Raw genomic sequence first — 20,913 nt, 5'->3', positions numbered from 1 at the left:
ACGGCGGGCCGCGAGCCCGCTTTTTGCAATCCCATTTCCTTTCCATTTAGCGCCCGCAAGGCCTGTATCCCATGGACGAAACCCTCACCAAAATGGCGTTGGACTACCACGCCTACCCCACCCCCGGCAAAATCTCGGTCACTCCGACCAAGACGCTGGCCAACCAGGACGACCTGTCCCTGGCCTACTCCCCCGGCGTGGCAGCCGCCTGCATGGCCATCTTCGACCAGGGCGATGACGCCGCCTCGAAGTACACCTCGCGCGGCAACCTGGTGGGCGTGATCACCAACGGCACCGCCGTGCTGGGCCTGGGCAACATCGGCCCGCTGGCCGCCAAGCCCGTGATGGAAGGCAAGGGCTGCCTGTTCAAGAAGTTCGCCGGCATCGACGTGTTCGACATCGAACTGGCCGAGAACGACCCCGACAAGCTGGTCGACATCATCGCCGCGCTGGAACCCACGCTGGGCGGCGTCAACCTCGAGGACATCAAGGCGCCCGAGTGCTTCTACATCGAGAAGAAGCTGCGCGAGCGCATGAAGATCCCCGTCTTCCACGACGACCAGCACGGCACCGCCATCATTTCGTCGGCCGCCATCCTGAACGGCCTGAAGGTCGTGAACAAGGACATCGGCAAGGTCAAGCTGGCCTGCTCCGGCGCCGGCGCCGCCGCCATCGCCTGCCTGGACCTGCTGGTCCACCTGGGCGTCAAGCGCGAGAACATCTACGTGGTGGATTCGCGCGGCGTGATCTGGGACGGCCGCGATGAAAACATGGAAGCCAACAAGAAGCGCTACGCGCAGAAGACCGACGCGCGCACGCTGGCCGACGTGGTCAACGGCGCCGACGTGTTCCTGGGCTGCTCGACCGCCGGCGTGCTGACCGCCGACATGGTCAAGACCATGGCCGCCAGCCCGCTGATCCTGGCGCTGGCCAATCCGGAACCGGAAATCCGTCCTGAAGTGGCCAAGGCCGCCCGCCCGGACTGCATCATCGCCACCGGCCGTTCGGACTACCCGAACCAGGTCAACAACGTGCTGTGCTTCCCCTTCATCTTCCGCGGCGCCATGGACGCCGGCGCGTCGCGCATCACGGAAGAGATGAAGCTGGCTTGCGTGAAGGCCATCGCCGAACTGGCGCAAGCCGAGCAGAACGACGAAGTGGCCCGCGCCTACGCCGGCCAGGAACTGTCGTTCGGCCCGGACTACATCATCCCCAAGCCCTTCGACCCGCGCCTGATCGTCCAGATCGCCCCCGCCGTGGCCCAGGCCGCCGCCGACTCCGGCGTAGCCGCCCGCCCCATCGAGGACATCGAAGCCTACCGCCAGAAGCTGATGGGCTTCGTGTACCACTCGGGCCAGCTGATGCGTCCGCTGTTCGCCCAGGCCAAGAAGGCGCCCAAGCGCGTCATCTACGCCGACGGCGAAGACGAGCGCGTGCTGCGCGCGGTGCAGACCGTGGCCGATGAGAAGCTGGCGTTCCCGATCCTGATCGGCCGCCCTGCCGTCATCGAAATGCGCATCAAGAAGTTCGGCCTGCGCCTGGCGGCCGGCCAGGACTTCGAGATCGTGGATCCGGAAGACGACAGCCGCTTCAACGAAACCTGGAACGCGTACTACCAGCTGAAGGGCCGCGAAGGCGTGACGCCGGCCATCGCCAAGGCGATGATCCGCAAGCACAACACGTTGATCGGCGCGATGCTGCTGCGTCGCGGCGACGCGGATGCCCTGCTGTGCGGCGTGGCTAGCAAGTACGACAACCAGCTCAAGTACATCGACGAAATCATCGGCAAGAAGGAAGGCCAGACCTACGCCGCCCTGAACGTGCTGATGCTGCCCGACCAGACGCTGTTCGTCACCGACACCCACGTCAACGAGAACCCGACGGCCGAGGAAGTCGCCAGCATCACCATCCAGGCCGCGGACGAAATGCTGCGCTTTGGCGTGGTACCGAAGATCGCCCTGCTGTCGCACTCCAACTTCGGCAGCCGCGTGACGGAATCCTCGCGCAAGATGGCCGCCGCGCGCCAGATGGTGCAGGACCGCGCTCCCGACCTGGAAGTCGACGGCGAAATGCACGCCGACGCCGCCCTGTCGGAAAAGATCCGCGTGCTCGCCTACCCGGACAGCACGCTCAAGGGCCGCGCCAACCTGCTCGTCATGCCCACGCTGGATACCGGCAACATCACGTACAACATGCTGAAGATGACTGGCAGCAATGGCGTCGCGATGGGCCCGATCCTGCTGGGCGCGGCGCGCCCCGTGCACATCCTGACCACCAGCGCCACCGTGCGCCGCATCGTCAACATGACGGCGCTGGCCGTGGTGGACGCGCAGCAGGAAGCCGCCGAGGCCGCCAAGAAGCGCCGTTGATGATAGTCAGCCGCTGAGCAATGGGCGCCCCTCGGGGCGCCCATTTTCATTGCGCGGGCTCCTGCCGCCGCGATAGCCCGCCGGCGCGGGCTGATGGTAAAAACCAAGTTCAACCTTGTTTTCTGGAGTCAACATGCTGGCCGACGCCTTGTATGCCTGGTTTCACTACCTGGCCATCTTCCTGCTGGTGGTGGTCCTGACCGCCGAAGCCGTGCTGCTGCGGCCCGATCTCACTGCCGCCGGCCTCAAGCGCCTGGTCATCTATGACCGCCTCTATGCGCTGAGCGCCGTGGTGGTGCTCATCACTGGTGTGCTGCGCCTGACGCTGGGCATCAAGGGCGCCGCGTTCTACATGAGCAATCCCTGGTTCCATGCCAAGATCACGCTCTTCGTCATCATCGGGCTCTGTTCGATCGCGCCGACGATGACCTTCCTGCGCTGGGCCAAGCAGTCGCGGCAGCAGCCGGGCTTCTTGCCTGCGGCCGCCGACATCAAGCGGGCGCGGCGCTGGGTCATGATCGAATCGCACCTGTTCATCTTCCTGCCGCTGTTCGCCGTGCTGATGGCGCGCGGCATCGGCGCGTAACACCCGCCCGCGAGGGCCGTGCGCTCAAGGGCAGGATGCGCGACGGGGGGCCTCGGGTTCCTCGTCGCCCACGACGAAGGTGGCGAAGTGGAAGACGCCCACCGTGTCGTTCCGGACCACGTCCACGACCTCGCCAGCCAAGGTCTGCATCACCGACATGCCTTCCGGCACGTCCGCCTGGCCGTCGCGTGTGGCGGCCTGGCCATTCCAGGGGCTCAGCACCAGCACGCCCGGGAACGGCTCGCGCGCATCGCCGCGGCCGCGGCGCACCGACTTGACCTGGGTGCCGGCGGCATAGCTCACGCCGCCGAATCGCGTCGGGCAGGCCAGTTCCGCATCGCTGACCCGCAGCAGGCGCCGCGCCTCGTCCAGGTACAGCCGGGGCTCGCTCAAGGGCAGCCCGAATATCCGGACCGCCATCGGATCCTTGACCTCGATCCGCCAGCGGTCCGGATCGCTCGAGCCATCGGTGTAGACCGTGCCGCCGGAGCCGTAGACGATGGAACCCGGCGCAAGGTCCAGGGTTTCGGCGCGGTTGCCCGGCCCCAGCACGCACTTGTCCAGCGCCCTCATCGCGCCATCGCGCGCCACCTCGAATTCGATATCCTGCGTGGCGTCGCACTGCCAGCCCAGCACGGTCTGGCTGCCCGCGCCACGCAGGATGACGTTGCGCGGATAGCGGCCCCGCAAGGCGTAGGTTTCGTCGTCATAGTCCGAATTGAGATAGCGCCGCGCGCTCGACGCCTGCACGCCATACATGGCCACGGGCTGCGGAAATTCCGCTTCGAGATAGGTCTCCAGCTGCCCTTCGTCCTGCAGCTTCAGTCGAGTGCCCGCGGGCATGGCGATGCCGCCGACGGTCGTGACTTCCTGCAGCGTGACATTGCGGGCTGCCTCGGCACGGGCGCCCTCTCGCTCGATTTGCCAGATCACCGTCTGCACCCAGGCATAGAAGGCGAACGGCACGGCCAGCACGACGAACACCAGGGAAGAAGTCTTCCAGTACTTGCGCACCGTGCGGCGCGCGCCGCCGCTGGCGACCAGGACCACGGCCCAGGCCAGCAGCGCCAGACCGGCAAGAAAACCCAGGGAAACAAAAATGTAGAAGCCAGCAGAAGGCAGCGCTATCGGAATCATGGCAAGGATGGTACACGCCAAACCATCGCGCCGCGGCCACACGGCGTACAGGCAACAAAAAACCGCCCGAAGGCGGTTTCTTGTTCAAGCCAGACTGCGTATCAACGCTTGTCCATCGGGGGCACGTCGCGCGTGACCGAACCGGTGAACAGCTGGCGCGGACGGCCGATCTTGTAATCGGGATCCGACAGCATTTCGTTCCACTGGGCGATCCAGCCCACCGTGCGGGCCAGCGCGAAGATGGCCGTGAACAGCGAGGTCGGGATGCCGATGGCGCGCTGGACGATACCCGAGTAGAAGTCCACGTTCGGGTACAGCTTGCGCTGGACGAAGTACGGATCCGACAGGGCGATGCGTTCCAGTTCCATGGCCAGCTTGAACAGCGGGTCGTTTTCCAGGCCCAGGGCCGAGAGCACTTCCTTGCAGGTTTCCTGCATCAGCTTGGCGCGCGGGTCGTAGTTCTTGTAGACGCGGTGGCCAAAGCCCATCAGGCGCACGCCCGAGTTCTTGTCCTTGACCTTCTCCATGAACTCGCCGACCTTGGCGATGCCGCCGTTGGCTTGCAGCTCTTCCAGCATCTGCAGGCAAGCTTCGTTGGCGCCGCCGTGAGCCGGGCCCCACAGGCAAGCCACGCCGGCCGAGATGGCGGCGAACGGGTTGGTGCCCGACGAACCGCACAGGCGGACGGTCGAGGTCGAAGCGTTCTGCTCGTGGTCGGCGTGCAGGATGAAGATGCGGTCCAGCGCGCGCTCGACGACTTCGTTCACCTTGTAGTCTTCGCACGGCGTGGCGAACATCATGCGCAGGAAGTTGCCCGTGTAGGACAGGTCGTTCTGCGGGTAGATGAAGGGCTGGCCTTGCGAATACTTATAGGCCATCGCGACCAGCGTCGGCATCTTGGCGATCAGGCGGATGGCCGAGATGTGACGATGCTGCGGGTTCGTGATGTCGGTGGAGTCGTGGTAGAACGCGGACAGCGCGCCGACCAGGCCGGTCAGCACGGCCATCGGGTGCGCGTCGCGACGGAAGCCGCGCAGGAAGAAGTGCAGCTGCTCGTTGACCATCGTGTGATGGGTCACTTGCGAATCGAAATCGGCCTTCTGGTCCTTGTTGGGCAGTTCGCCGTTCAGGATCAGGTAGCAGATGTCCATGAAGTCGCAATTGACGGCCAATTGCTCGATGGGGTAGCCGCGGTACAGCAGTTCGCCCTTGTCGCCGTCGATGTACGTGATGCCCGATTCGCAGGCAGCGGTGGACATGAAGCCGGGGTCAAACGTGAACATGCCCGTCTGGCCGTACAGCTTGCGGATGTCGATCACATCCGGACCAACCGTACCCTTGTAAACAGGGAACTCAATGGGGGCGCTGCCATCCGAGAAGGATAGAGTGGCTTTTTTGTCAGACAGGTTCATGTTCATTCCTCTCAATTAATCAGAGCGCGCGCATCTGGCCAATGATGCTCCGAAGCCTGGGCGTGTCCAGCGCGCCCTCAAGCTCTTTGCGGGCCAGCAGCAGGTCGAGAAGGTCGTTGTCTCCCATCTCGAAAAGCTGCGTCAATGCGGCTACGTCATCATCGGTAAGCTCAGCCTCGTGGGCATCCAGATACCGGGTGATGATCAAGTCGTTTTCGAGCAAGCCGCGGCGCGCCCGCCAACGCAAGCGCGCCCGCTCCAATTCAGTTAGCTTGCTCATCCTTCTTTACACCTTTAAAAGCCCCCACGCCGCACCCGCTACGCGGGCTTGCTGCCCCCCTTGGGGGCGTTTTTGCCTTGGGACGGCCCGGCGGCAAAAAATGCCGCCGGAGGCAAAATGCGCTTAATAAAAACTAGACCGTACGGCGAACCATCAGTTCCTTGATCTTGCCGATCGCCTTGGTCGGGTTCAGTCCCTTGGGACAGACGTCGACGCAATTCATGATGGTGTGGCAACGGAACAGGCGGTACGGATCGTCCAGGTTGTCGAGGCGGCTGCCCGTGGCTTCGTCGCGGCTGTCGGCGATGAAGCGGTAGGCTTGCAGCAGGCCGGCCGGGCCGACGAACTTGTCCGGGTTCCACCAGAACGACGGGCAGGAAGTGGAACAGCACGCGCACAGAATGCACTCGTACAGGCCATCCAGCTCTTCGCGGGCCTCGGGCGACTGCAGACGTTCCTTTTCGGGCGGCGGCGTGTCGTTGATGAGGTACGGGCGGATCGAGTGGTACTGGTTGAAGAAGTGCGTCATGTCCACGATCAGGTCGCGGATGACGGGCAGGCCCGGCAGCGGACGCAGAACGATGGGTTCCTTCAGTTCGCGCAGGTTGGTCGTGCACGCCAGACCGTTCTTGCCGTTGATGTTCATGGCGTCCGAACCGCACACGCCTTCACGGCACGAGCGGCGCAGGGCCAGGCTGTCATCGACGTCGTTCTTGATGCGCACCAGCGCATCGAGCAGCATCTTGTCGGTCGGCTGGAGTTCGACTTCCAGCTTCTGCATGTACGGGCGCTCGTCCTTGTCCGGATCGTAGCGGTAGATTTCGAACTTGACGATTCTCTTGGTGCTCATAGTGGGCTCAATCCGGACTTAGAAGGTACGCGCCTTGGGCGGGAAGGACTCGACCGTCAGCGGCTTCATCTGCACGGGCTTGTAATCCAGGCGGCTGCCTTCGGAGTACCACAGCGTGTGCTTCAGCCAGTTCTCGTCGTCGCGCGTCGGGTGGTCGTCCAGCGCGTGCGCGCCGCGGCTTTCGGTGCGGTTGGCGGCCGACTTGATCGTGGCGCGGGCCACTTCGGTCATGTTCGCCAATTCCAGCGCCTCGACGCGCGCGGTGTTGAACACCTTGGACTTGTCCTTGAAGTAGATGTTGTCGGCTTGCTTGGCCAGATCTTCGATCTGGGTCACGCCTTCGTTCAGCAGTTCCAGCGTGCGGAACACGCCGCAGTGGCGCTGCATCGAGAAGCGGATGGCGTTGCCGATGTCCTGGGTCTTCTCGCCCGAAGTGCGCGATTCCAGCTTGTTGATGCGGTCCAGCGAGAATTCGACGGCTTGCTGCGGCACGGGCTGGTGCGCGTGCTGGCGTTCCGGATGCGAATTGACGATGTGGTTGCCGGTGGCGCGACCGAACACGATCAGGTCCAGCAGCGAGTTGGTGCCCAGGCGGTTGGCGCCGTGCACCGACACCGCGGCGCATTCGCCGATGGCGTACAGGCCGTTGACGATCTTGTTCTCGCCGTTTTCGCGCGTCAGCACCTGGCCGTGGTAGTTGGCCGGAATGCCGCCCATCTGGTAGTGGATGGTCGGAACGACGGGGATCGGTTCCTTGATCGGGTCCACGTTGCCGAACTTGATCGCGATTTCGCGGATCGAAGGCAGACGCTTGTTGATCACGTCGGCGCCCAGGTGATCCAGCTTGAGGACCACGTAGCTGCCGTCCGGACCGCAGCCGCGGCCTTCCTTGATTTCCTGGTCCATCGAGCGGGACACGAAGTCGCGCGGGGCCAGATCCTTCAGCGTGGGCGCATAGCGCTCCATGAAGCGTTCGCCATCCTTGTTCAGCAGGATGCCGCCTTCGCCGCGCACGCCTTCGGTGATCAGCACGCCGGCGCCGGCCACGCCGGTCGGGTGGAATTGCCAGAATTCCATGTCCTGCAGCGGAATGCCCGCGCGGGCGGCCATGCCCAGGCCGTCACCGGTGTTGATGAAGGCGTTGGTGGAAGCGGCCCAGATGCGGCCGGCGCCGCCGGTGGCCAGCACCGTGGTCTTGGCTTCCAGGATGTAGATTTCGCCCGTTTCCATTTCCAGGGCGGTCACGCCCACCACGTCGCCCGCTTCGTTGCGCAGCAGGTCCAGCGCCATCCATTCGACGAAGAACTGGGTACGCGCGGCGACGTTGCGCTGGTAGAGGGTGTGCAGCAGCGCGTGGCCGGTGCGGTCGGCAGCGGCACAGGCGCGCTGGACCGGCTTTTCACCGAAGTTGGCGGTGTGGCCGCCGAACGGACGCTGGTAGATGGTGCCGTCGGGGTTGCGGTCGAACGGCATGCCGAAGTGCTCGAGCTCGTACACGGCGTTCGGCGCTTCACGGCACATGAATTCGATGGCGTCCTGGTCGCCCAGCCAGTCCGAACCCTTGACGGTGTCGTACATGTGCCAGTACCAGTTGTCTTCGCTCATGTTGCCCAGCGAGGCGCTCACGCCGCCCTGTGCGGCAACCGTGTGCGAACGCGTGGGGAACACCTTGGACAGCACTGCAACGGACAGGCCCGCTTGGGACAGTTGCAGCGAACAACGCATGCCGGCTCCACCGGCGCCAACGACCACCACATCAAACTGGCGGCGCGGCAGGGATTTCATGACAGAGACCACGGCTTAAATGCTCCAGAGGATTTGCGCGAAGTAAACGACCGAACCGACCAGCCAGAGGATCGTCAGCACTTGCAGCAGCAGGCGCACGCCCACCGACTTGACGTAGTCCATCCAGATGTCGCGCACACCAATCCAGGCATGCCAGGCCAGCGCAATGAATGCAAGGGTGGCCAGGATCTGGCCAACCGGAAGAACGCCCACGTAGAAGTTGAACAGCGCGGTCCAGTGCTCGTACGTGAAGGCCGGCATCATCAGGATGCCGATGAGCAGCACCAGCGTATACACGGCCATGATGACGGCGGTGATGCGCTGGATGATGAAATCCATGACGCCGTAATGGGCGCCCACGACCAGACGCTTGGGTCCGTAGTTTTTGACGTCGGCCATTACAGCACTCCGAACAGTTTGAGAGCGAACACCAGGGTCAGCGCCAGGCTCACCCCGAAAACCACGCCGGCGCTCTTCTTGGCCGACAGCTTGTCGATACCGATGTGCAGGTCCAGCAGCAGGTAGCGGATGCCGGCACAGAAGTGGTGCAGATAGCCCCAGATCAGGACCAGGAAGACAAGCTTGACGATCGGGTTGCCGGCGTACGCGGCCACGGCTGCGAACGTCTGCGGTGCGGCCACGCTGGCCGCGAACAGCGGCAGAATGACCAAGGGAAGACAGAGGAACAGCAGCGCACCGCTGACGCGGTGCAGGATGGACAGCTTGCCGGCCAGGGGCAGGCGGTAGCTGGCGAGTTGCGCAATACCAATATTGCGAAACTGCGGACGTGGCTTGGCAGCGGTGTCGGACATGACGGCCTCGGTGTTTCGGAACTAGGGAATCGTTACGGCGGAAATGCCGTAGCCCTTGCGGGCAAACACGGTATTTTCGCCCAGAGATAGGGTCGGTATCAAATCGTAGGTAAAAAACTCATCAATTCAGACTATTGCGGTAGTGGTATCGATCGGTCAAGTACAACCCCCGGCGGATTTCCATGGGGCGGTCACCATACGTATAAGACACCCTATCAACCTGCAACAACGGCGTCCCGGCGGGAACATTAAGCAGCGGACAGACCTCGGCCGGCGCGATCACCGCGCGCAGCTTTTCGTCCGCGCGCACCATGCTCACGCCGAATTCGGATTCGAACAGACCGTAGAGCGGCGCCTTGTTGGCGGTCAACAGCTCCAGGGTCAGTCCACGGAAAATAGAACCGGGCAGCCAGATGTCGTCCACGACGGTGGGCGTCTGCCCCATGGACAGCAGGCGGCGGATCATGACGACGGTTTCGCCGGCACGCAGGTCCAGGGCGCGCGCGATCTCGGCGGGCGCCCGCAGGCGCCGGCATTCCAGGATGCGGCTTTCGGCCCGGCCGGCCTCGCCTTCGTCATCGGCGGCCAGGCGCAGGAAGCGGTAGCGCACGCGCGCTTCGTGGTGGGTGGCGACGAAAGTGCCCTTGCCCTGGCGGCGCAGCAGCATGTGCTCGGCAGCCAGCTCATCGACCGCCTTGCGCACCGTGCCCTGGCTTACCTGGAAACGGGCAGCCAGATCGATTTCGCTGGGGATGAGTTCGCCGGGCTTCCATTCGCCGCGTTCCAGGCTCTGGACAAGCAGATCCTTGATTTGCCGGTAGAGCGGACTGAAAGCGGCCCCCTCGCCCGCCGTGCGGGCGGCGCGAATGCGTAAGGAGGTTTCGGGCCGGGGCTCTGCCATGGATCTTTTTGATTGGGTCATGTTTATCCGGGGAAATGGGAGGGCGGCGCAAGGCAGCGAACCCATCCGCAATGCGCTGCCGCCGCCAGTGTTCTGGCTTGATACAGGCGCGCAACCGAAACCGGGTTGCGGCGCATTCGAATAAACGCTCTATTGTGGCATATCGGCCGGGCGGCTGTCCAACGTCTTATGTCTTATATAAGATAGAAGAGCAATTGACGGACACGTAAATTCGATCTAGGATTCAACGCTGCCCGGGCCCCGCGCCTGCCACTGCGCACGCCGTTGCATACGCGTTGATTTTCACGCCCAACGATTACACTGCTTGGTGAGATTTTTTCTCGCCAAACCATTACGGAGAACGTCCATGTCCAAGCCTGCCTTGCGTGTCGCCGTCACCGGCGCCGCCGGCCAAATCGGTTACGCACTGCTATTCCGCATCGCCTCCGGCGAAATGCTGGGTAAAGATCAACCCGTCATCCTGCAACTGCTGGAAATCCCCGACGAGAAAGCGCAAAAGGCCCTGAAGGGCGTCATCATGGAACTGGATGACTGCGCCTTCCCGCTGCTGCAAGAAGTCACCGCCCACAGCGACCCGCGCACCGCCTTCAAGGACGCCGACGTGGCCCTGCTGGTTGGCGCCCGCCCGCGCGGCCCCGGCATGGAACGCAAGGACCTGCTGTCGGTCAATGCCCAGATCTTCACGGCTCAGGGCAAGGCCCTGAACGACGTCGCCAGCCGCAACGTCAAGGTCCTGGTCGTCGGCAACCCGGCCAACACCAACGCCTACATCGCAATGAAGTCGGCGCCGGACCTGCCCGCCAAGAACTTCACCGCCATGCTGCGCCTGGACCACAACCGCGCCCTGTCGCAACTGGCTGCCAAGTCCGGCAAGGCCGTCGCCGACATCGAAAAGCTGGTCGTGTGGGGCAACCACTCGCCCACGATGTACCCCGACTACCGCTTCGCCACCGTCGGCGGCGAATCGCTGTCCAAGCTGATCAACGACGACGCCTGGAACCGTGACACGTTCATCCCCACCGTGGGCAAGCGCGGCGCCGCCATCATCGAAGCCCGCGGCCTGTCCTCGGCCGCTTCGGCTGCCAACGCCGCCATCGACCACGTCCGTGACTGGGTCCTGGGCAGCAACGGCAAGTGGGTCACGATGGGCATCCCGTCGGACGGCTCCTACGGCATCCCCGAAGGCATCATCTACGGCGTGCCGGTCACGACCGAAAACGGCGAATACAAGCGCATCGAAGGCCTGGAAATCGACGCCTTCTCGCGCGAGCGCCTGGACTTCACGCTGAAAGAGCTCCTCGAAGAGCGCGACGGCGTCAAGGACCTGCTGAAGTAAGCAGCGCATGAGTAAAGAATTGGGCCCGTTTGCGCGGGCCCAATTCCTAGGCAAGACCGAAACATAAACCTGTCCCTTTGCCCCTGCGCAAAGGAATGTCGCGAAGGGGACAGATTTATTTTCCGGGCCCGCGGTAAGGTCAGGAACCAGGACGGGACGCATCCCGGCCTGGCCTGCAACGCGCCAGTCCGCAGTCCAGTCGTTTCATCCGGGGCCCACGAAAACACCCGGTCCAAATTACGGAGACCACCCATGTCCAGACCCGAATCCGCCGGCGCCCTCTTTCGCCGCGCGCTTGCCGAAGAAAGCCCCCTGCAGATCATCGGCGCCATCAACGCCAATCACGCGCTGTTGGCCAAGCGCGCCGGCTACCGCGCCATCTACCTGTCCGGCGGCGGCGTCGCGGCTGGTTCGCTGGGCCTGCCCGACCTGGGCATCAACACCATGGACGACGTCCTGACGGACGTGCGCCGCATCACCGACGTCTGCGACGTGCCCCTAGTGGTCGACATCGATACCGGCTTCGGCCCGTCGGCGTTCAACATCGCCCGCAGCGTCAAGAGCCTGATCAAGTTCGGCGCCGCCGCCTGCCACATCGAAGACCAGGTCGGCGCCAAGCGCTGCGGCCATCGCCCCGGCAAGGAAATCGTCTCGACCGAAGAAATGGCCGACCGCGTCAAGGCCGCGGCCGACGCCCGCACCGATACGGACTTCTACCTGATCGCCCGCACCGACGCGATCGCCTCCCATGGCGTGGACGCCGCCATCGAGCGCGCGCTGGCCTGCGTGGAAGCGGGCGCCGACGCGATCTTCGCCGAAGCCGCCTACGACCTGCCTACCTACGACCGCTTCGTCAAGGCGGTCAAGGTGCCAGTGCTGGCCAACATCACCGAATTCGGCAAGACGCCGCTGTTCTCGGTGGAAGAACTGAAGAGCGTGGGCGTGGGCATGGTGCTCTACCCGCTGTCGGCCTTCCGCGCCATGAACAAGGCAGCCGAAGCGGTCTACACCGCCATCCGCCGCGATGGCCACCAGAAGAACGTGGTGGACCTGATGCAGACGCGCGAGGAACTGTACGACCGCATCGGTTACCACGAATTCGAATCGAAGCTGGACGCGCTGTTCCAGAAGGGCAAGGCCTAAGCCAGCCCACGGTTTCCGGCGTCGCGGCAGCCGCCCGGCGCCTTGCATGCCCACCCCCAATAGCAACGACCATCGCGAAAGGAAGGAGTAGAGACATGAGCACGGCTCCCAAGAAGCAAGTGGCCAAGACGGACGCCCAGCCGGAAGAAAAAGCCGGCTTCAAGCCCAAGAAGTCGGTTGCGCTGTCCGGCGTCGTCGCCGGCAACACCGCACTGTGCACGGTCGGCCGCAGCGGCAACGACCTGCACTACCGCGGCTACGACATCCTGGACATCGCCGACGCCAGCGAGTTCGAGGAAATCGCCCACTTGCTCGTCCACGGCAAGCTGCCGAACAAGGCCGAACTGAAGGCCTACAAGGAAAAGCTGCGCAGCCTGCGCGGCCTGCCCGCCCAGCTGCAAGCCGCGCTGGAAGCCTTGCCCGCCGCCAGCCACCCGATGGACGTGATGCGCACCGCCGTGTCCGTGCTGGGCTGCGTGCTGCCTGAAAAAGACGACCACAACACCCCGGGCGCGCGCGACATCGCCGACCGCCTGATGGCCAACCTGGGCTCGGCGCTGCTGTACTGGTACCACTACAGCCACAACGGCCGCATCATCGACGTGCAGACGGACGACGACAGCATCGGCGGCCACTTCCTGCACCTGCTGCATGGCGAAAAGCCCAGTGACGAGTGGGTCAAGGCCATGCACATCTCGCTGAACCTGTACGCCGAACACGAGTTCAACGCGTCCACGTTCACGGCCCGCGTCATCGCCGGCACCGGCTCGGACATGTTCTCCGCCATCTCGGGCGCCATCGGCGCGCTGCGCGGCCCCAAGCACGGCGGCGCCAACGAAGTGGCCTTCGACGTGCAGAAGCGCTATGAAACCCCGGACGAGGCCGAGGCCGACATCCGCCGCCGCGTCGAAGCCAAGGAAGTTATCATCGGCTTTGGCCACCCCGTCTATACCGTGTCCGACCCGCGCAACAAGGTCATCAAGGAAGTGGCCAAGAAGCTGTCCAAGAAGGCCGGCAGCACCAAGATGTTCGACATCGCCGAACGCTTGGAAACGGTCATGTGGGACATCAAGAAGATGTTCCCCAACCTGGACTGGTTCTCGGCCGTCAGCTATCACATGATGGGAGTCCCCACCGCCATGTTCACGCCGCTGTTCGTCATCGCGCGCACGGCGGGCTGGTCGGCCCACATCATCGAGCAGCGCATCGACAACAAGATCATCCGCCCCACCGCCAATTACGTGGGCCCGGAAGACCAGAAGTTCGTGCCGCTGGAAAAGCGCAAGTAAGCCACGACACCAGGGCGCGGACGAGGGCACGGCATGGCCACCTGTATTCATTCCATGGAGAGGTACCGCTATGTCTGCCCCGATCTCCAACGTCCGTCCCGATCCCGACCTGGTTCTGGTCGATATCGCCGACTACGTCCTGAAGTATGAAATCCAGAGCGGCCTGGCGTACGAAACGGCGCGCAACTGCCTGATCGACACGCTGGGCTGCGGCCTGGAAGCGCTGGAGTATCCAGCGTGCAGGAAACTGCTGGGGCCCATCGTCCCCGGCACGACCGTGCCCCACGGCGCCAAGGTGCCGGGCACGCAATTCCAGCTCGATCCCGTGCAGGCCGCCTTCAACATCGGCACGATGATCCGCTGGCTGGACTTCAACGACACCTGGCTGGCCGCCGAATGGGGCCACCCGTCCGACAACCTGGGCGGCATCCTGGCCACCGCCGACTGGCTGTCCCGCACGGCGGTCGCGGCCGGCAAACCGCCCCTGCTGATGCGCGACGTGCTGACCGGCATGATCAAGGCGCACGAGATCCAGGGCTGCATCGCACTGGAAAACTCCTTCAACAAGGTCGGCCTGGACCACGTCGTGCTGGTGAAAGTTGCCTCCACCGCCGTGGTGGCGCAGATGCTGGGCCTGAGCCGCGATGAAGTGATCAGTGCGGTGTCGCTGGCCTGGGTCGATGGCCAGAGCCTGCGCACCTATCGCCACGCGCCCAATACCGGCAGCCGCAAGAGCTGGGCCGCGGGCGACGCCACCAGCCGCGCCGTGCGCCTGGCGCTGATCGCCCGGACCGGCGAAATGGGCTATCCGTCCGTGCTGACGGCCAAGACCTGGGGCTTTTACGACGTGCTGTTCAAAGGCCAGCCGTTCCGGTTCCAGCGCCCCTACGGCAGCTACGTGATGGAAAACGTGCTGTTCAAGATTTCGTTTCCAGCCGAATTCCATGCGCAGACCGCCGTCGAGTGCGCAATGGAACTCCACGCCCGGCTGCAGGCCGCCGGCAAGAACGCCGACGACATCGCGAAAATCACAATCCGCACGCACGAAGCCTGCATCCGCATCATCGACAAGAAGGGACCGCTGGCCAACCCGGCCGACCGGGACCACTGCATCCAGTACATGGTGGCGGTACCGACGCTGTTCGGCCGCCTGACCGCGGCCGACTACGAGGACGCGGTGGCGCGGGATCCGCGCATCGACGCGCTGCGCGACAAGATTGTGTGCGTGGAAGACCCGGCCTATACCCGCGACTATCACGACCCCGACAAGCGTTCGATCGCCAATGCGCTGACGGTGGAATTCAAGGACGGCACGCGGCTGGACGAGATCGTCTGCGAGTACCCCATCGGCCACAAGCGCCGCCGCGCCGAAGGCATACCGCTGCTGGAAACCAAGTTCCGCACCAATCTGGCGCGCATGTTCCCAGCCCGCCAGCAAGACCGCATCCTGCAGGCCTCGCTGGACCAGAAGCGGCTGGAAGCCATGCCGGTCCACGAGTACGTCGACCTGTACGTGATCTGAGCCGCCTCCCCGCAAAGCCCTGTCCGCGGGGCTTTGCCTCTTGGCCTGAACGCGTAGTGGCGCAGCTTACAATGCGGCTTTCCTCGACTGGATCGCGCCATGGCCATGCTTTGGGTCAAGACCTTTCATATTGTCTTTATCGCTTCCTGGTTCGCCGGCCTGTTCTACCTGCCGCGCATATTCGTGAATCTGGCGCAGCAATCGGACCCCGCGGTCCAGACCACCCTGCTGGGCATGGCGCGCCGCCTGTACCGTTTCACCACCATCCTGGCCGTGGTCGCGGTGGTATTCGGCATGTGGCTCTATCTGGGTTATCGCATCGGCGTGGGCCCCGGCAACGGCTGGATGCACGCCAAGCTCTTTTTCGTCCTGCTCGTCATCGGCTACCATCACGCCTGTGGCCTGATGCTGCGCAAATTCGAACAGGGCAAAAACACCCGTTCGCACAAGTTCTATCGCTGGTTCAACGAAGTTCCCGTCTTGCTGCTCTTGGTGGTGGTGGCGCTGGTCGTCGTCAAACCCTTCTGATACCCCTACCTCTGCACATTCGCCAGGATTCGTATGTCCTCTGATGAACAGGACCGCCCGCGCAAGACGCTGACGATCAAGAAAACGGCGCGCGACGCCTATGCCGAAGACGCCCCCAAGCGCACCCGCAGCGGCGCCCGCGCCCGTCTGGTCGCGCAACAGGAGCGCACCAAGGAAAGCATCGAACGCCAGAAAGATCCCGCCGCCTATCAGCGGCGCAAGGACGAGGAAGCCCGTGGCCCGCGCGGCGCCGGCCGCGGCCAGTCCGCGCGCGGCGCGTCGGACCGGGCGGCGCCGAGACGCGGCGCCTCGGACCGGGCGGCATCGGGGCGACCTGCTACGGACCGCAAGCGGGCCGACAGCCCGCGCCGCGAAACTGAATCCGGCGGCCGCTCCGGCCGCGCCCCGCAGCGCGCGCCGCGCCTGCGCGACGATCAGTACATCGCGCCGGCCACCCCGGCGGGACGCTTCTACGACCCGTTCGAGGACGACGGTCCGGCGCCGGAATATCAGGCTGAACCCGAGCACGAATCGGATTTTGTCGAAGCACGTAACCGGGACCAAGACCACCGCGAACCCGCCGTCGAGGTCCGCAGCCGCCGTCCGCGCGAAACCCGCCAGGCGGAAACATTTCCCATCTTCGCCCCCTGCCCGCAAGGACTGGAAGAGGCGCTGACGGCCGAAATGCAGGCGCTGGGCTTCGAGGACGCCCAGGCCGGCCGCGCTGGCTGCTCGTTCACGGCCGATTGGGCCGGCGTGCAGCGCGCCAACCTGTATTCGCGCCTGGCCACCCGTATCCTGGTGCAGGTCGCCCATGCCGAGATTTCGCACGAAGACGACATCCTGGACCTGGCCCGCGACACTCCCTGGGAGCGCTGGTTCGGCGCGGAGCAGACCCTGCGCGTGGATACCTCGGCCATCAAGAGCCCGGTGCAAAGCCTGCAGTACTGCAATTTGCGCGCCAAGGACGGCATCTGCGACCGCCTGCGCGAACTGGAAGGCGAACGCCCCAGCATCGACACCGTGCGTCCGGACGCCCGCGTGCACCTGTTCCTGACCGGGCATACCGCGACGCTGTACCTGGACACCTCGGGCGAGTCGCTGTTCAAGCGCGGCTGGCGCCTGGACAAGGGCGAGGCGCCGCTGCGCGAGAACCTGGCCGCAGGCATGCTGGCGTTGGCGGGCTGGGATCCGGCCGCCCCGCTGCTGGATCCGTTCTGCGGATCGGGCACCATCCTGATCGAGGCTGCCTGGATCGCCCTCGGCGTGCCCCCGGGCATCTCGCGCCCGTTCGGCTTCGAACGCCTGCGCGGACATGACGCCTACCGCTGGCGCGACCTGAAGGACGATGCCCGCGCGCGCATCCTGCCGCAACTGGACGCGCCGCTGGTCGGCTACGACCTGGACCCGCGCGCGATCGAATTCGCCCGCAACAACGCCGAACGCGCCTGGCTGACCGAAGACTCGATCCGCTTCGAGGTCGGCGATGCCCGCCACGTCACGGCGCCCGCCGACCACGGCTGGATCGTCACCAACCCGCCCTATGGCGAGCGCATGGGGACCGAACAGGACGCGGATCTGTGGCGCGACTGGGCCACCTGCCTGAAGCGCAATTTCGCGGGCTGGCAACTGCACGTCATCACCAGCGACCTCACCTTGCCCAACCAGATGCGCTTGAAGCCCAAGCGCCGCGTGCCGCTGCACAACGGTTCGCTGGACTGCCGCCTGTTCGGTTTCGAGCTGGTCGCGGCCGGTTACCGCGACGCCTGAGCGCCCCTGCGCCCCCGGGAGGTTTCGGCCCCCGGGCGCCCCTTCCCCTTGAACAGCGCGTTGTAAAGGCGCCGCAACATGGCGCGCTTATCTTTGCTTATGGTTTTCCCCAGCACCGTTTGAGCGCATCATCGCACCAAGGTGTTGCCAATATGCACCAGGCACTTGCACAAGTTCAGGGTTAACCCCTATAATTCGGGTTATCCCTAGTAGCTAAACAAACAGTGCAAGCCCGTGGAGGCTATTGTGATCAACCCGAACAACACCATCCGCCTGACCGACGAACTCGAGCGCCAACTGATGCTCCAGGCTATCGAAGAACAATTCCGTCCGCACCCGATGCGGGCGTTGGCCGCCGGCCTGCGTAAGCTGGCCCACGGCATCCGTGCCCTGGCTGGCAAGACGAGCACCAAGAACGCGCACTCCGCCGCCTGAGCAAGGCCCAGGCTTACGGCCTGAACAGTTTTCCCCTTGGGGGCTGCATAGCCCCTTTTAAGACCCGCCCTTACCGGTGGGTTTTTTTTTGCCTTGGAAGGCCTGGGCTTTGTCGGATAATAGCGACCCATGACGACCGACGCCCTCCTTGACCAGACCCCCAACCGGCTGCGCCGGTTCGCCTGCATGATGTACGAAGCCGTGCTGCTGTTTGGCGTGGTGTTCCTGGCTGGCTACCTGCTGGATACCCTGACCCAGAGCAAGAACGCGCTGGAATTGCGCGGCGCCCGGCAGGCCTGGCTGTTCGTCGCCATCGGAGCGTATTTCGTGCTGTGCTGGCGCCGCCGCGGCCAGACCCTGCCCATGAAAACCTGGAACATCCGCCTGGTCGACCGCGACGGCAACACCCCGTCCACGACCCGCCTGATGTTGCGCTACATCCTGGTCTGGCCTCTGGTGCTGGCCGGCGCGGCGGTCGTGTGGGCGGCCGCCAGCGCCACCGGCTGGCCTTCGATGGACATGTTCATCGTCGCCGCGCCCTTCACCATCTTCGTCTGGTCCTGGTTCGATCCCGACGGCCAGTTCCTGCACGATCGCATCCTGGGCACGCGGCTGCGCAACGCGCCGCGCCACAAGAAGGCCCGCTAGCCTGCGCCGGCAGCGTCAGCCGACCCGCCGCATACATTCTGCGACAAACGGCAACATCGTGCGCCGAATTAGCCGTTTGCTTTCAGAAAGTTGAAAGTCGACCGCAAAGACAATGGGGCCCCTTTTTTCAGACGCCCTAGAACCATCATGCGCGCTTTCCTTTCCCGTGTTGCGCTGGCCGCCGCCAGCGCCCTGTTCCTGCTGCCCGCCGGCGCCCTGGCGCAGAACGCCGCCGCCCAACAGGAAATCGAAGCGGCCACCAAGGCCGCCTTCGCCGCTGCCCAGGAAGGGCCCGCCGACGTCAAACTGGGCGAGCAGGCGGTCGTGCATCTGCCCGAATCCATGTTCTTCGTGCCGCGCCTGCAGGCGGACCGGCTGATGGCGGCCTACGGCAACGGCAAGGATCCTTCCCTGCTGGGCGTGGTGATGCCCAAGAGCGACGATGACGATTGGGTCATCACCGTCAATTTCGACAAGGCCGGCTACATCAAGGACGACGACGCCAAGAACTGGAACGTCAACGAATTGCTGGACAGCCTGCGCGAAGGCACCGAGCAGTCCAACGAAGAGCGCAAGAAGCGTGGCTTCCCCGAACTGATCATGGACGGCTGGGTCGAGGCGCCGAAGTACGACAGCAACTCGCAGCGCCTGGTCTGGTCGGTCGCGGTCAAGCACAAGGGCGAAAGCGCCACCGAGAACCCCACCGTCAACTACAACACCTACGCGCTGGGCCGCGACGGCTACATCACGCTGGACCTGATCACGCAGAAGAGCATGGTGCCCAAGGACAAGACGGCCGTGCTGACCCTGCTGGACAACCTGAACTACGTCGAAGGCAAGCGCTACGCCGACTTCAACTCCTCGACCGACAAGGTGGCCGAGTACGGCCTGGCCGCCCTGGTGGCTGGCGTAGCGGCCAAAAAACTGGGCCTGTTCGCCGTGATCGCCGCCTTCCTGGCCAAGTTCGCCAAGGTCGGCCTGCTGGCCGCGGCCGCGCTGGGCGGCGGCATCTGGAAGCGCCTGCGGGCCAAGAAGGCCAACCCGCAGCAGCCCTGACCGCCGACTCCGGTCGCGCCCCCCCGAACCCATGAACCCGATGCACGGCGGTCCGCCGTGCATCGCAGAACCTCGCCCGCCGTCACAACAGCGTCACGCAGCGTTCACGTTCCGGTCATCGCCGGATGGTTTCATTCCCAGGCATGAGCACAGCCCCTGGGAAAGCGACCGTGAACGAAATCCGCCCCGCGCACTGGCGCGCCCTCTGGATTTCCGATATTCACCTGGGCACCGCCGGGTGCAAGGCGGAATTCCTCCTCGACTTCCTGGATCACAACGATTCCGACACGCTCTACCTGGTGGGGGACATCGTCGACGGCTGGCAGCTGCGCAAGCACTGGCACTGGCCCCGGGCGCACAACGACGTCATCCAGCGCATCCTGCGCAAGGCGCGCAACGGCACCCGGGTCGTATTCATCCCGGGCAACCATGACGAATTCGCGCGCGAGTTCGCTGGCTATGCCTTCGGCGACATCGAGATCCTGGACGAGGACGTGCACACCACCGCCAAGGGGCAGCGCCTGCTGGTGCTGCATGGCGACCAGTTCGACGGCGTGATCCAGCACAGCCGCTGGCTGGCCCACCTGGGCGACGGGCTCTACCAACTGGCGCTGTGGATCAACCATCATTTCAACCGGCTGCGCCACCGTCTGGGACTGCATTACTGGTCCCTGTCGCAATACCTGAAGCACAAGGTCAAGAACGCCGTGTCCTTCATCACGGACTTCGAAGAGGCGCTGGCGGGCGAAGCCCGGCGACGGGGCCTGGACGGCGTGGTCTGCGGCCATATCCACAAGGCCGAACTGCGCTACGTGGGCGAGATCCTCTACTGCAACGACGGCGACTGGGTGGAGAGCTTGTCCGCCCTGGCGGAGACGCACGACGGCCAGCTCCAGTTGCTGGACTGGGCCACTGTCATGGCGGATCGCGAAGCCGATCCCGCCGCCCGGCCGCCCCGCTCGCTGACGCTGCCGGCCCTGCCCTCCGCACTGCGCCGCCAAGGCAAACACCCGTGATAACCCGTATGCGTCCC

General features: G+C 64.6%; 20 protein-coding genes. 12 read left to right on the top strand and 8 right to left on the bottom strand.

The features are described 5' to 3' along the window. The first annotated feature begins 71 nt into the window (after positions 1-71). Together IB259_RS19890 and IB259_RS19885 are read left to right on the top strand one after the other, a co-directional pair. Positions 72-2,369, top strand: coding sequence for an NADP-dependent malic enzyme (locus IB259_RS19890; protein ID WP_054450748.1), 2,298 nt, complete (start codon positions 72-74; stop codon positions 2,367-2,369). 133 nt (positions 2,370-2,502) lie between these two features. Beyond that, on the top strand, positions 2,503-2,955 hold the full coding sequence (locus tag IB259_RS19885; RefSeq protein WP_054450746.1) for a DUF2214 family protein: 453 nt from the start codon (positions 2,503-2,505) through the stop codon (positions 2,953-2,955). Between the two features lie 24 nt (positions 2,956-2,979). On the opposite strand, the gene IB259_RS19880 is transcribed toward IB259_RS19885, so the two are convergent. From IB259_RS19880 to IB259_RS19845, 8 genes are all read right to left on the bottom strand, one after another. Continuing rightward, positions 2,980-4,092: a hypothetical protein gene (locus tag IB259_RS19880; protein ID WP_119450944.1), complete on the bottom strand. Its 1,113-nt coding sequence runs from the start codon at positions 4,090-4,092 to the stop codon at positions 2,980-2,982. A 101-nt stretch (positions 4,093-4,193) separates the two neighbouring features. Further along, entirely contained in the window at positions 4,194-5,504 is a 1,311-nt protein-coding gene (locus IB259_RS19875) for a citrate synthase (protein ID WP_013392312.1), read from the bottom strand. 19 nt (positions 5,505-5,523) lie between these two features. Continuing rightward, the gene (locus tag IB259_RS19870) at positions 5,524-5,784 is read right to left on the bottom strand and encodes a succinate dehydrogenase assembly factor 2 (protein ID WP_013392311.1); all 261 of its coding nucleotides are present in this window, start codon (positions 5,782-5,784) and stop codon (positions 5,524-5,526) included. A 133-nt stretch (positions 5,785-5,917) separates the two neighbouring features. After that, the gene (locus IB259_RS19865) at positions 5,918-6,634 is read right to left on the bottom strand and encodes a succinate dehydrogenase iron-sulfur subunit (RefSeq protein ID WP_054450743.1); all 717 of its coding nucleotides are present in this window, start codon (positions 6,632-6,634) and stop codon (positions 5,918-5,920) included. Positions 6,635-6,652: 18 nt separating this feature from the next. Beyond that, entirely contained in the window at positions 6,653-8,419 is a 1,767-nt protein-coding gene (sdhA, locus tag IB259_RS19860; RefSeq protein WP_225589297.1) for a succinate dehydrogenase flavoprotein subunit, read from the bottom strand. Positions 8,420-8,434: 15 nt separating this feature from the next. Next, the gene (gene sdhD, locus IB259_RS19855; protein ID WP_013392308.1) at positions 8,435-8,818 is read right to left on the bottom strand and encodes a succinate dehydrogenase, hydrophobic membrane anchor protein; all 384 of its coding nucleotides are present in this window, start codon (positions 8,816-8,818) and stop codon (positions 8,435-8,437) included. Then, entirely contained in the window at positions 8,818-9,231 is a 414-nt protein-coding gene (sdhC, locus tag IB259_RS19850; protein WP_013392307.1) for a succinate dehydrogenase, cytochrome b556 subunit, read from the bottom strand. The genes sdhD and sdhC overlap by 1 nt, the downstream gene beginning before the upstream one ends. Before the next feature lie 121 nt (positions 9,232-9,352). Next, on the bottom strand, positions 9,353-10,132 hold the full coding sequence (locus IB259_RS19845) for a GntR family transcriptional regulator (protein ID WP_042792450.1): 780 nt from the start codon (positions 10,130-10,132) through the stop codon (positions 9,353-9,355). A 367-nt stretch (positions 10,133-10,499) separates the two neighbouring features. Here IB259_RS19845 and IB259_RS19840 point away from each other — a divergent pair, with 367 nt between their 5' ends. The 10 genes from IB259_RS19840 to IB259_RS19795 all read left to right on the top strand — a co-directional run bounded on the left by IB259_RS19840 (position 10,500) and on the right by IB259_RS19795 (position 20,896). Next, complete coding sequence (locus IB259_RS19840) at positions 10,500-11,489, top strand: malate dehydrogenase (RefSeq protein ID WP_013392305.1); 990 nt, start codon at positions 10,500-10,502, stop codon at positions 11,487-11,489. Positions 11,490-11,741: 252 nt separating this feature from the next. Beyond that, positions 11,742-12,632: a methylisocitrate lyase gene (gene prpB, locus IB259_RS19835; protein WP_054450739.1), complete on the top strand. Its 891-nt coding sequence runs from the start codon at positions 11,742-11,744 to the stop codon at positions 12,630-12,632. A 95-nt stretch (positions 12,633-12,727) separates the two neighbouring features. Further along, positions 12,728-13,921 carry a 2-methylcitrate synthase gene (prpC, locus tag IB259_RS19830; protein WP_042792448.1) on the top strand — a complete coding sequence of 398 codons (1,194 nt, stop codon included), beginning with the start codon at positions 12,728-12,730 and terminating at the stop codon, positions 13,919-13,921. A gap of 70 nt (positions 13,922-13,991) precedes the next feature. After that, positions 13,992-15,443 (top strand): bifunctional 2-methylcitrate dehydratase/aconitate hydratase, encoded by a 1,452-nt coding sequence (locus IB259_RS19825; RefSeq protein ID WP_192329972.1) that lies wholly within the window; start codon positions 13,992-13,994, stop codon positions 15,441-15,443. 99 nt (positions 15,444-15,542) lie between these two features. Next, positions 15,543-15,971, top strand: coding sequence for a CopD family protein (locus IB259_RS19820; RefSeq protein ID WP_175163653.1), 429 nt, complete (start codon positions 15,543-15,545; stop codon positions 15,969-15,971). Positions 15,972-16,004: 33 nt separating this feature from the next. After that, positions 16,005-17,741 carry a class I SAM-dependent RNA methyltransferase gene (locus IB259_RS19815; RefSeq protein ID WP_192329970.1) on the top strand — a complete coding sequence of 579 codons (1,737 nt, stop codon included), beginning with the start codon at positions 16,005-16,007 and terminating at the stop codon, positions 17,739-17,741. A 246-nt stretch (positions 17,742-17,987) separates the two neighbouring features. Beyond that, complete coding sequence (locus IB259_RS19810) at positions 17,988-18,176, top strand: hypothetical protein (protein WP_192329968.1); 189 nt, start codon at positions 17,988-17,990, stop codon at positions 18,174-18,176. 129 nt (positions 18,177-18,305) lie between these two features. Continuing rightward, positions 18,306-18,824 carry an RDD family protein gene (locus IB259_RS19805; protein ID WP_192329966.1) on the top strand — a complete coding sequence of 173 codons (519 nt, stop codon included), beginning with the start codon at positions 18,306-18,308 and terminating at the stop codon, positions 18,822-18,824. Positions 18,825-18,971: 147 nt separating this feature from the next. After that, positions 18,972-19,880: a DUF2167 domain-containing protein gene (locus IB259_RS19800; protein WP_054450732.1), complete on the top strand. Its 909-nt coding sequence runs from the start codon at positions 18,972-18,974 to the stop codon at positions 19,878-19,880. A gap of 143 nt (positions 19,881-20,023) precedes the next feature. Further along, positions 20,024-20,896 carry a UDP-2,3-diacylglucosamine diphosphatase gene (locus IB259_RS19795; protein ID WP_119450948.1) on the top strand — a complete coding sequence of 291 codons (873 nt, stop codon included), beginning with the start codon at positions 20,024-20,026 and terminating at the stop codon, positions 20,894-20,896. Positions 20,897-20,913: the final 17 nt, after the last annotated feature.

This window comes from Achromobacter sp. ACM04, assembly GCF_014851465.1.
GTDB classification, from domain to species: domain Bacteria; phylum Pseudomonadota; class Gammaproteobacteria; order Burkholderiales; family Burkholderiaceae_B; genus Achromobacter; species Achromobacter aegrifaciens.
This window is presented reverse-complemented; position numbering and strand designations above follow the sequence as displayed.

Coding starts and splice junctions, on each gene's coding strand:
- IB259_RS19885 (WP_054450746.1), top strand. CDS start 2,503: ATGCTGGCCGACGCCTTGTATGCCTGGTTTCACTACCTGGCCATCTTC.
- IB259_RS19875 (WP_013392312.1), bottom strand. CDS start 5,504: ATGAACCTGTCTGACAAAAAAGCCACTCTATCCTTCTCGGATGGCAGC.
- IB259_RS19845 (WP_042792450.1), bottom strand. CDS start 10,132: ATGGCAGAGCCCCGGCCCGAAACCTCCTTACGCATTCGCGCCGCCCGC.
- prpB (WP_054450739.1), top strand. CDS start 11,742: ATGTCCAGACCCGAATCCGCCGGCGCCCTCTTTCGCCGCGCGCTTGCC.
- IB259_RS19890 (WP_054450748.1), top strand. CDS start 72: ATGGACGAAACCCTCACCAAAATGGCGTTGGACTACCACGCCTACCCC.
- sdhD (WP_013392308.1), bottom strand. CDS start 8,818: ATGGCCGACGTCAAAAACTACGGACCCAAGCGTCTGGTCGTGGGCGCC.
- IB259_RS19865 (WP_054450743.1), bottom strand. CDS start 6,634: ATGAGCACCAAGAGAATCGTCAAGTTCGAAATCTACCGCTACGATCCG.
- sdhC (WP_013392307.1), bottom strand. CDS start 9,231: ATGTCCGACACCGCTGCCAAGCCACGTCCGCAGTTTCGCAATATTGGT.
- IB259_RS19800 (WP_054450732.1), top strand. CDS start 18,972: ATGCGCGCTTTCCTTTCCCGTGTTGCGCTGGCCGCCGCCAGCGCCCTG.
- IB259_RS19870 (WP_013392311.1), bottom strand. CDS start 5,784: ATGAGCAAGCTAACTGAATTGGAGCGGGCGCGCTTGCGTTGGCGGGCG.
- sdhA (WP_225589297.1), bottom strand. CDS start 8,419: ATGAAATCCCTGCCGCGCCGCCAGTTTGATGTGGTGGTCGTTGGCGCC.
- IB259_RS19815 (WP_192329970.1), top strand. CDS start 16,005: ATGTCCTCTGATGAACAGGACCGCCCGCGCAAGACGCTGACGATCAAG.
- IB259_RS19795 (WP_119450948.1), top strand. CDS start 20,024: ATGAGCACAGCCCCTGGGAAAGCGACCGTGAACGAAATCCGCCCCGCG.
- IB259_RS19840 (WP_013392305.1), top strand. CDS start 10,500: ATGTCCAAGCCTGCCTTGCGTGTCGCCGTCACCGGCGCCGCCGGCCAA.
- prpC (WP_042792448.1), top strand. CDS start 12,728: ATGAGCACGGCTCCCAAGAAGCAAGTGGCCAAGACGGACGCCCAGCCG.
- IB259_RS19805 (WP_192329966.1), top strand. CDS start 18,306: ATGACGACCGACGCCCTCCTTGACCAGACCCCCAACCGGCTGCGCCGG.
- IB259_RS19825 (WP_192329972.1), top strand. CDS start 13,992: ATGTCTGCCCCGATCTCCAACGTCCGTCCCGATCCCGACCTGGTTCTG.
- IB259_RS19880 (WP_119450944.1), bottom strand. CDS start 4,092: ATGATTCCGATAGCGCTGCCTTCTGCTGGCTTCTACATTTTTGTTTCC.
- IB259_RS19820 (WP_175163653.1), top strand. CDS start 15,543: ATGGCCATGCTTTGGGTCAAGACCTTTCATATTGTCTTTATCGCTTCC.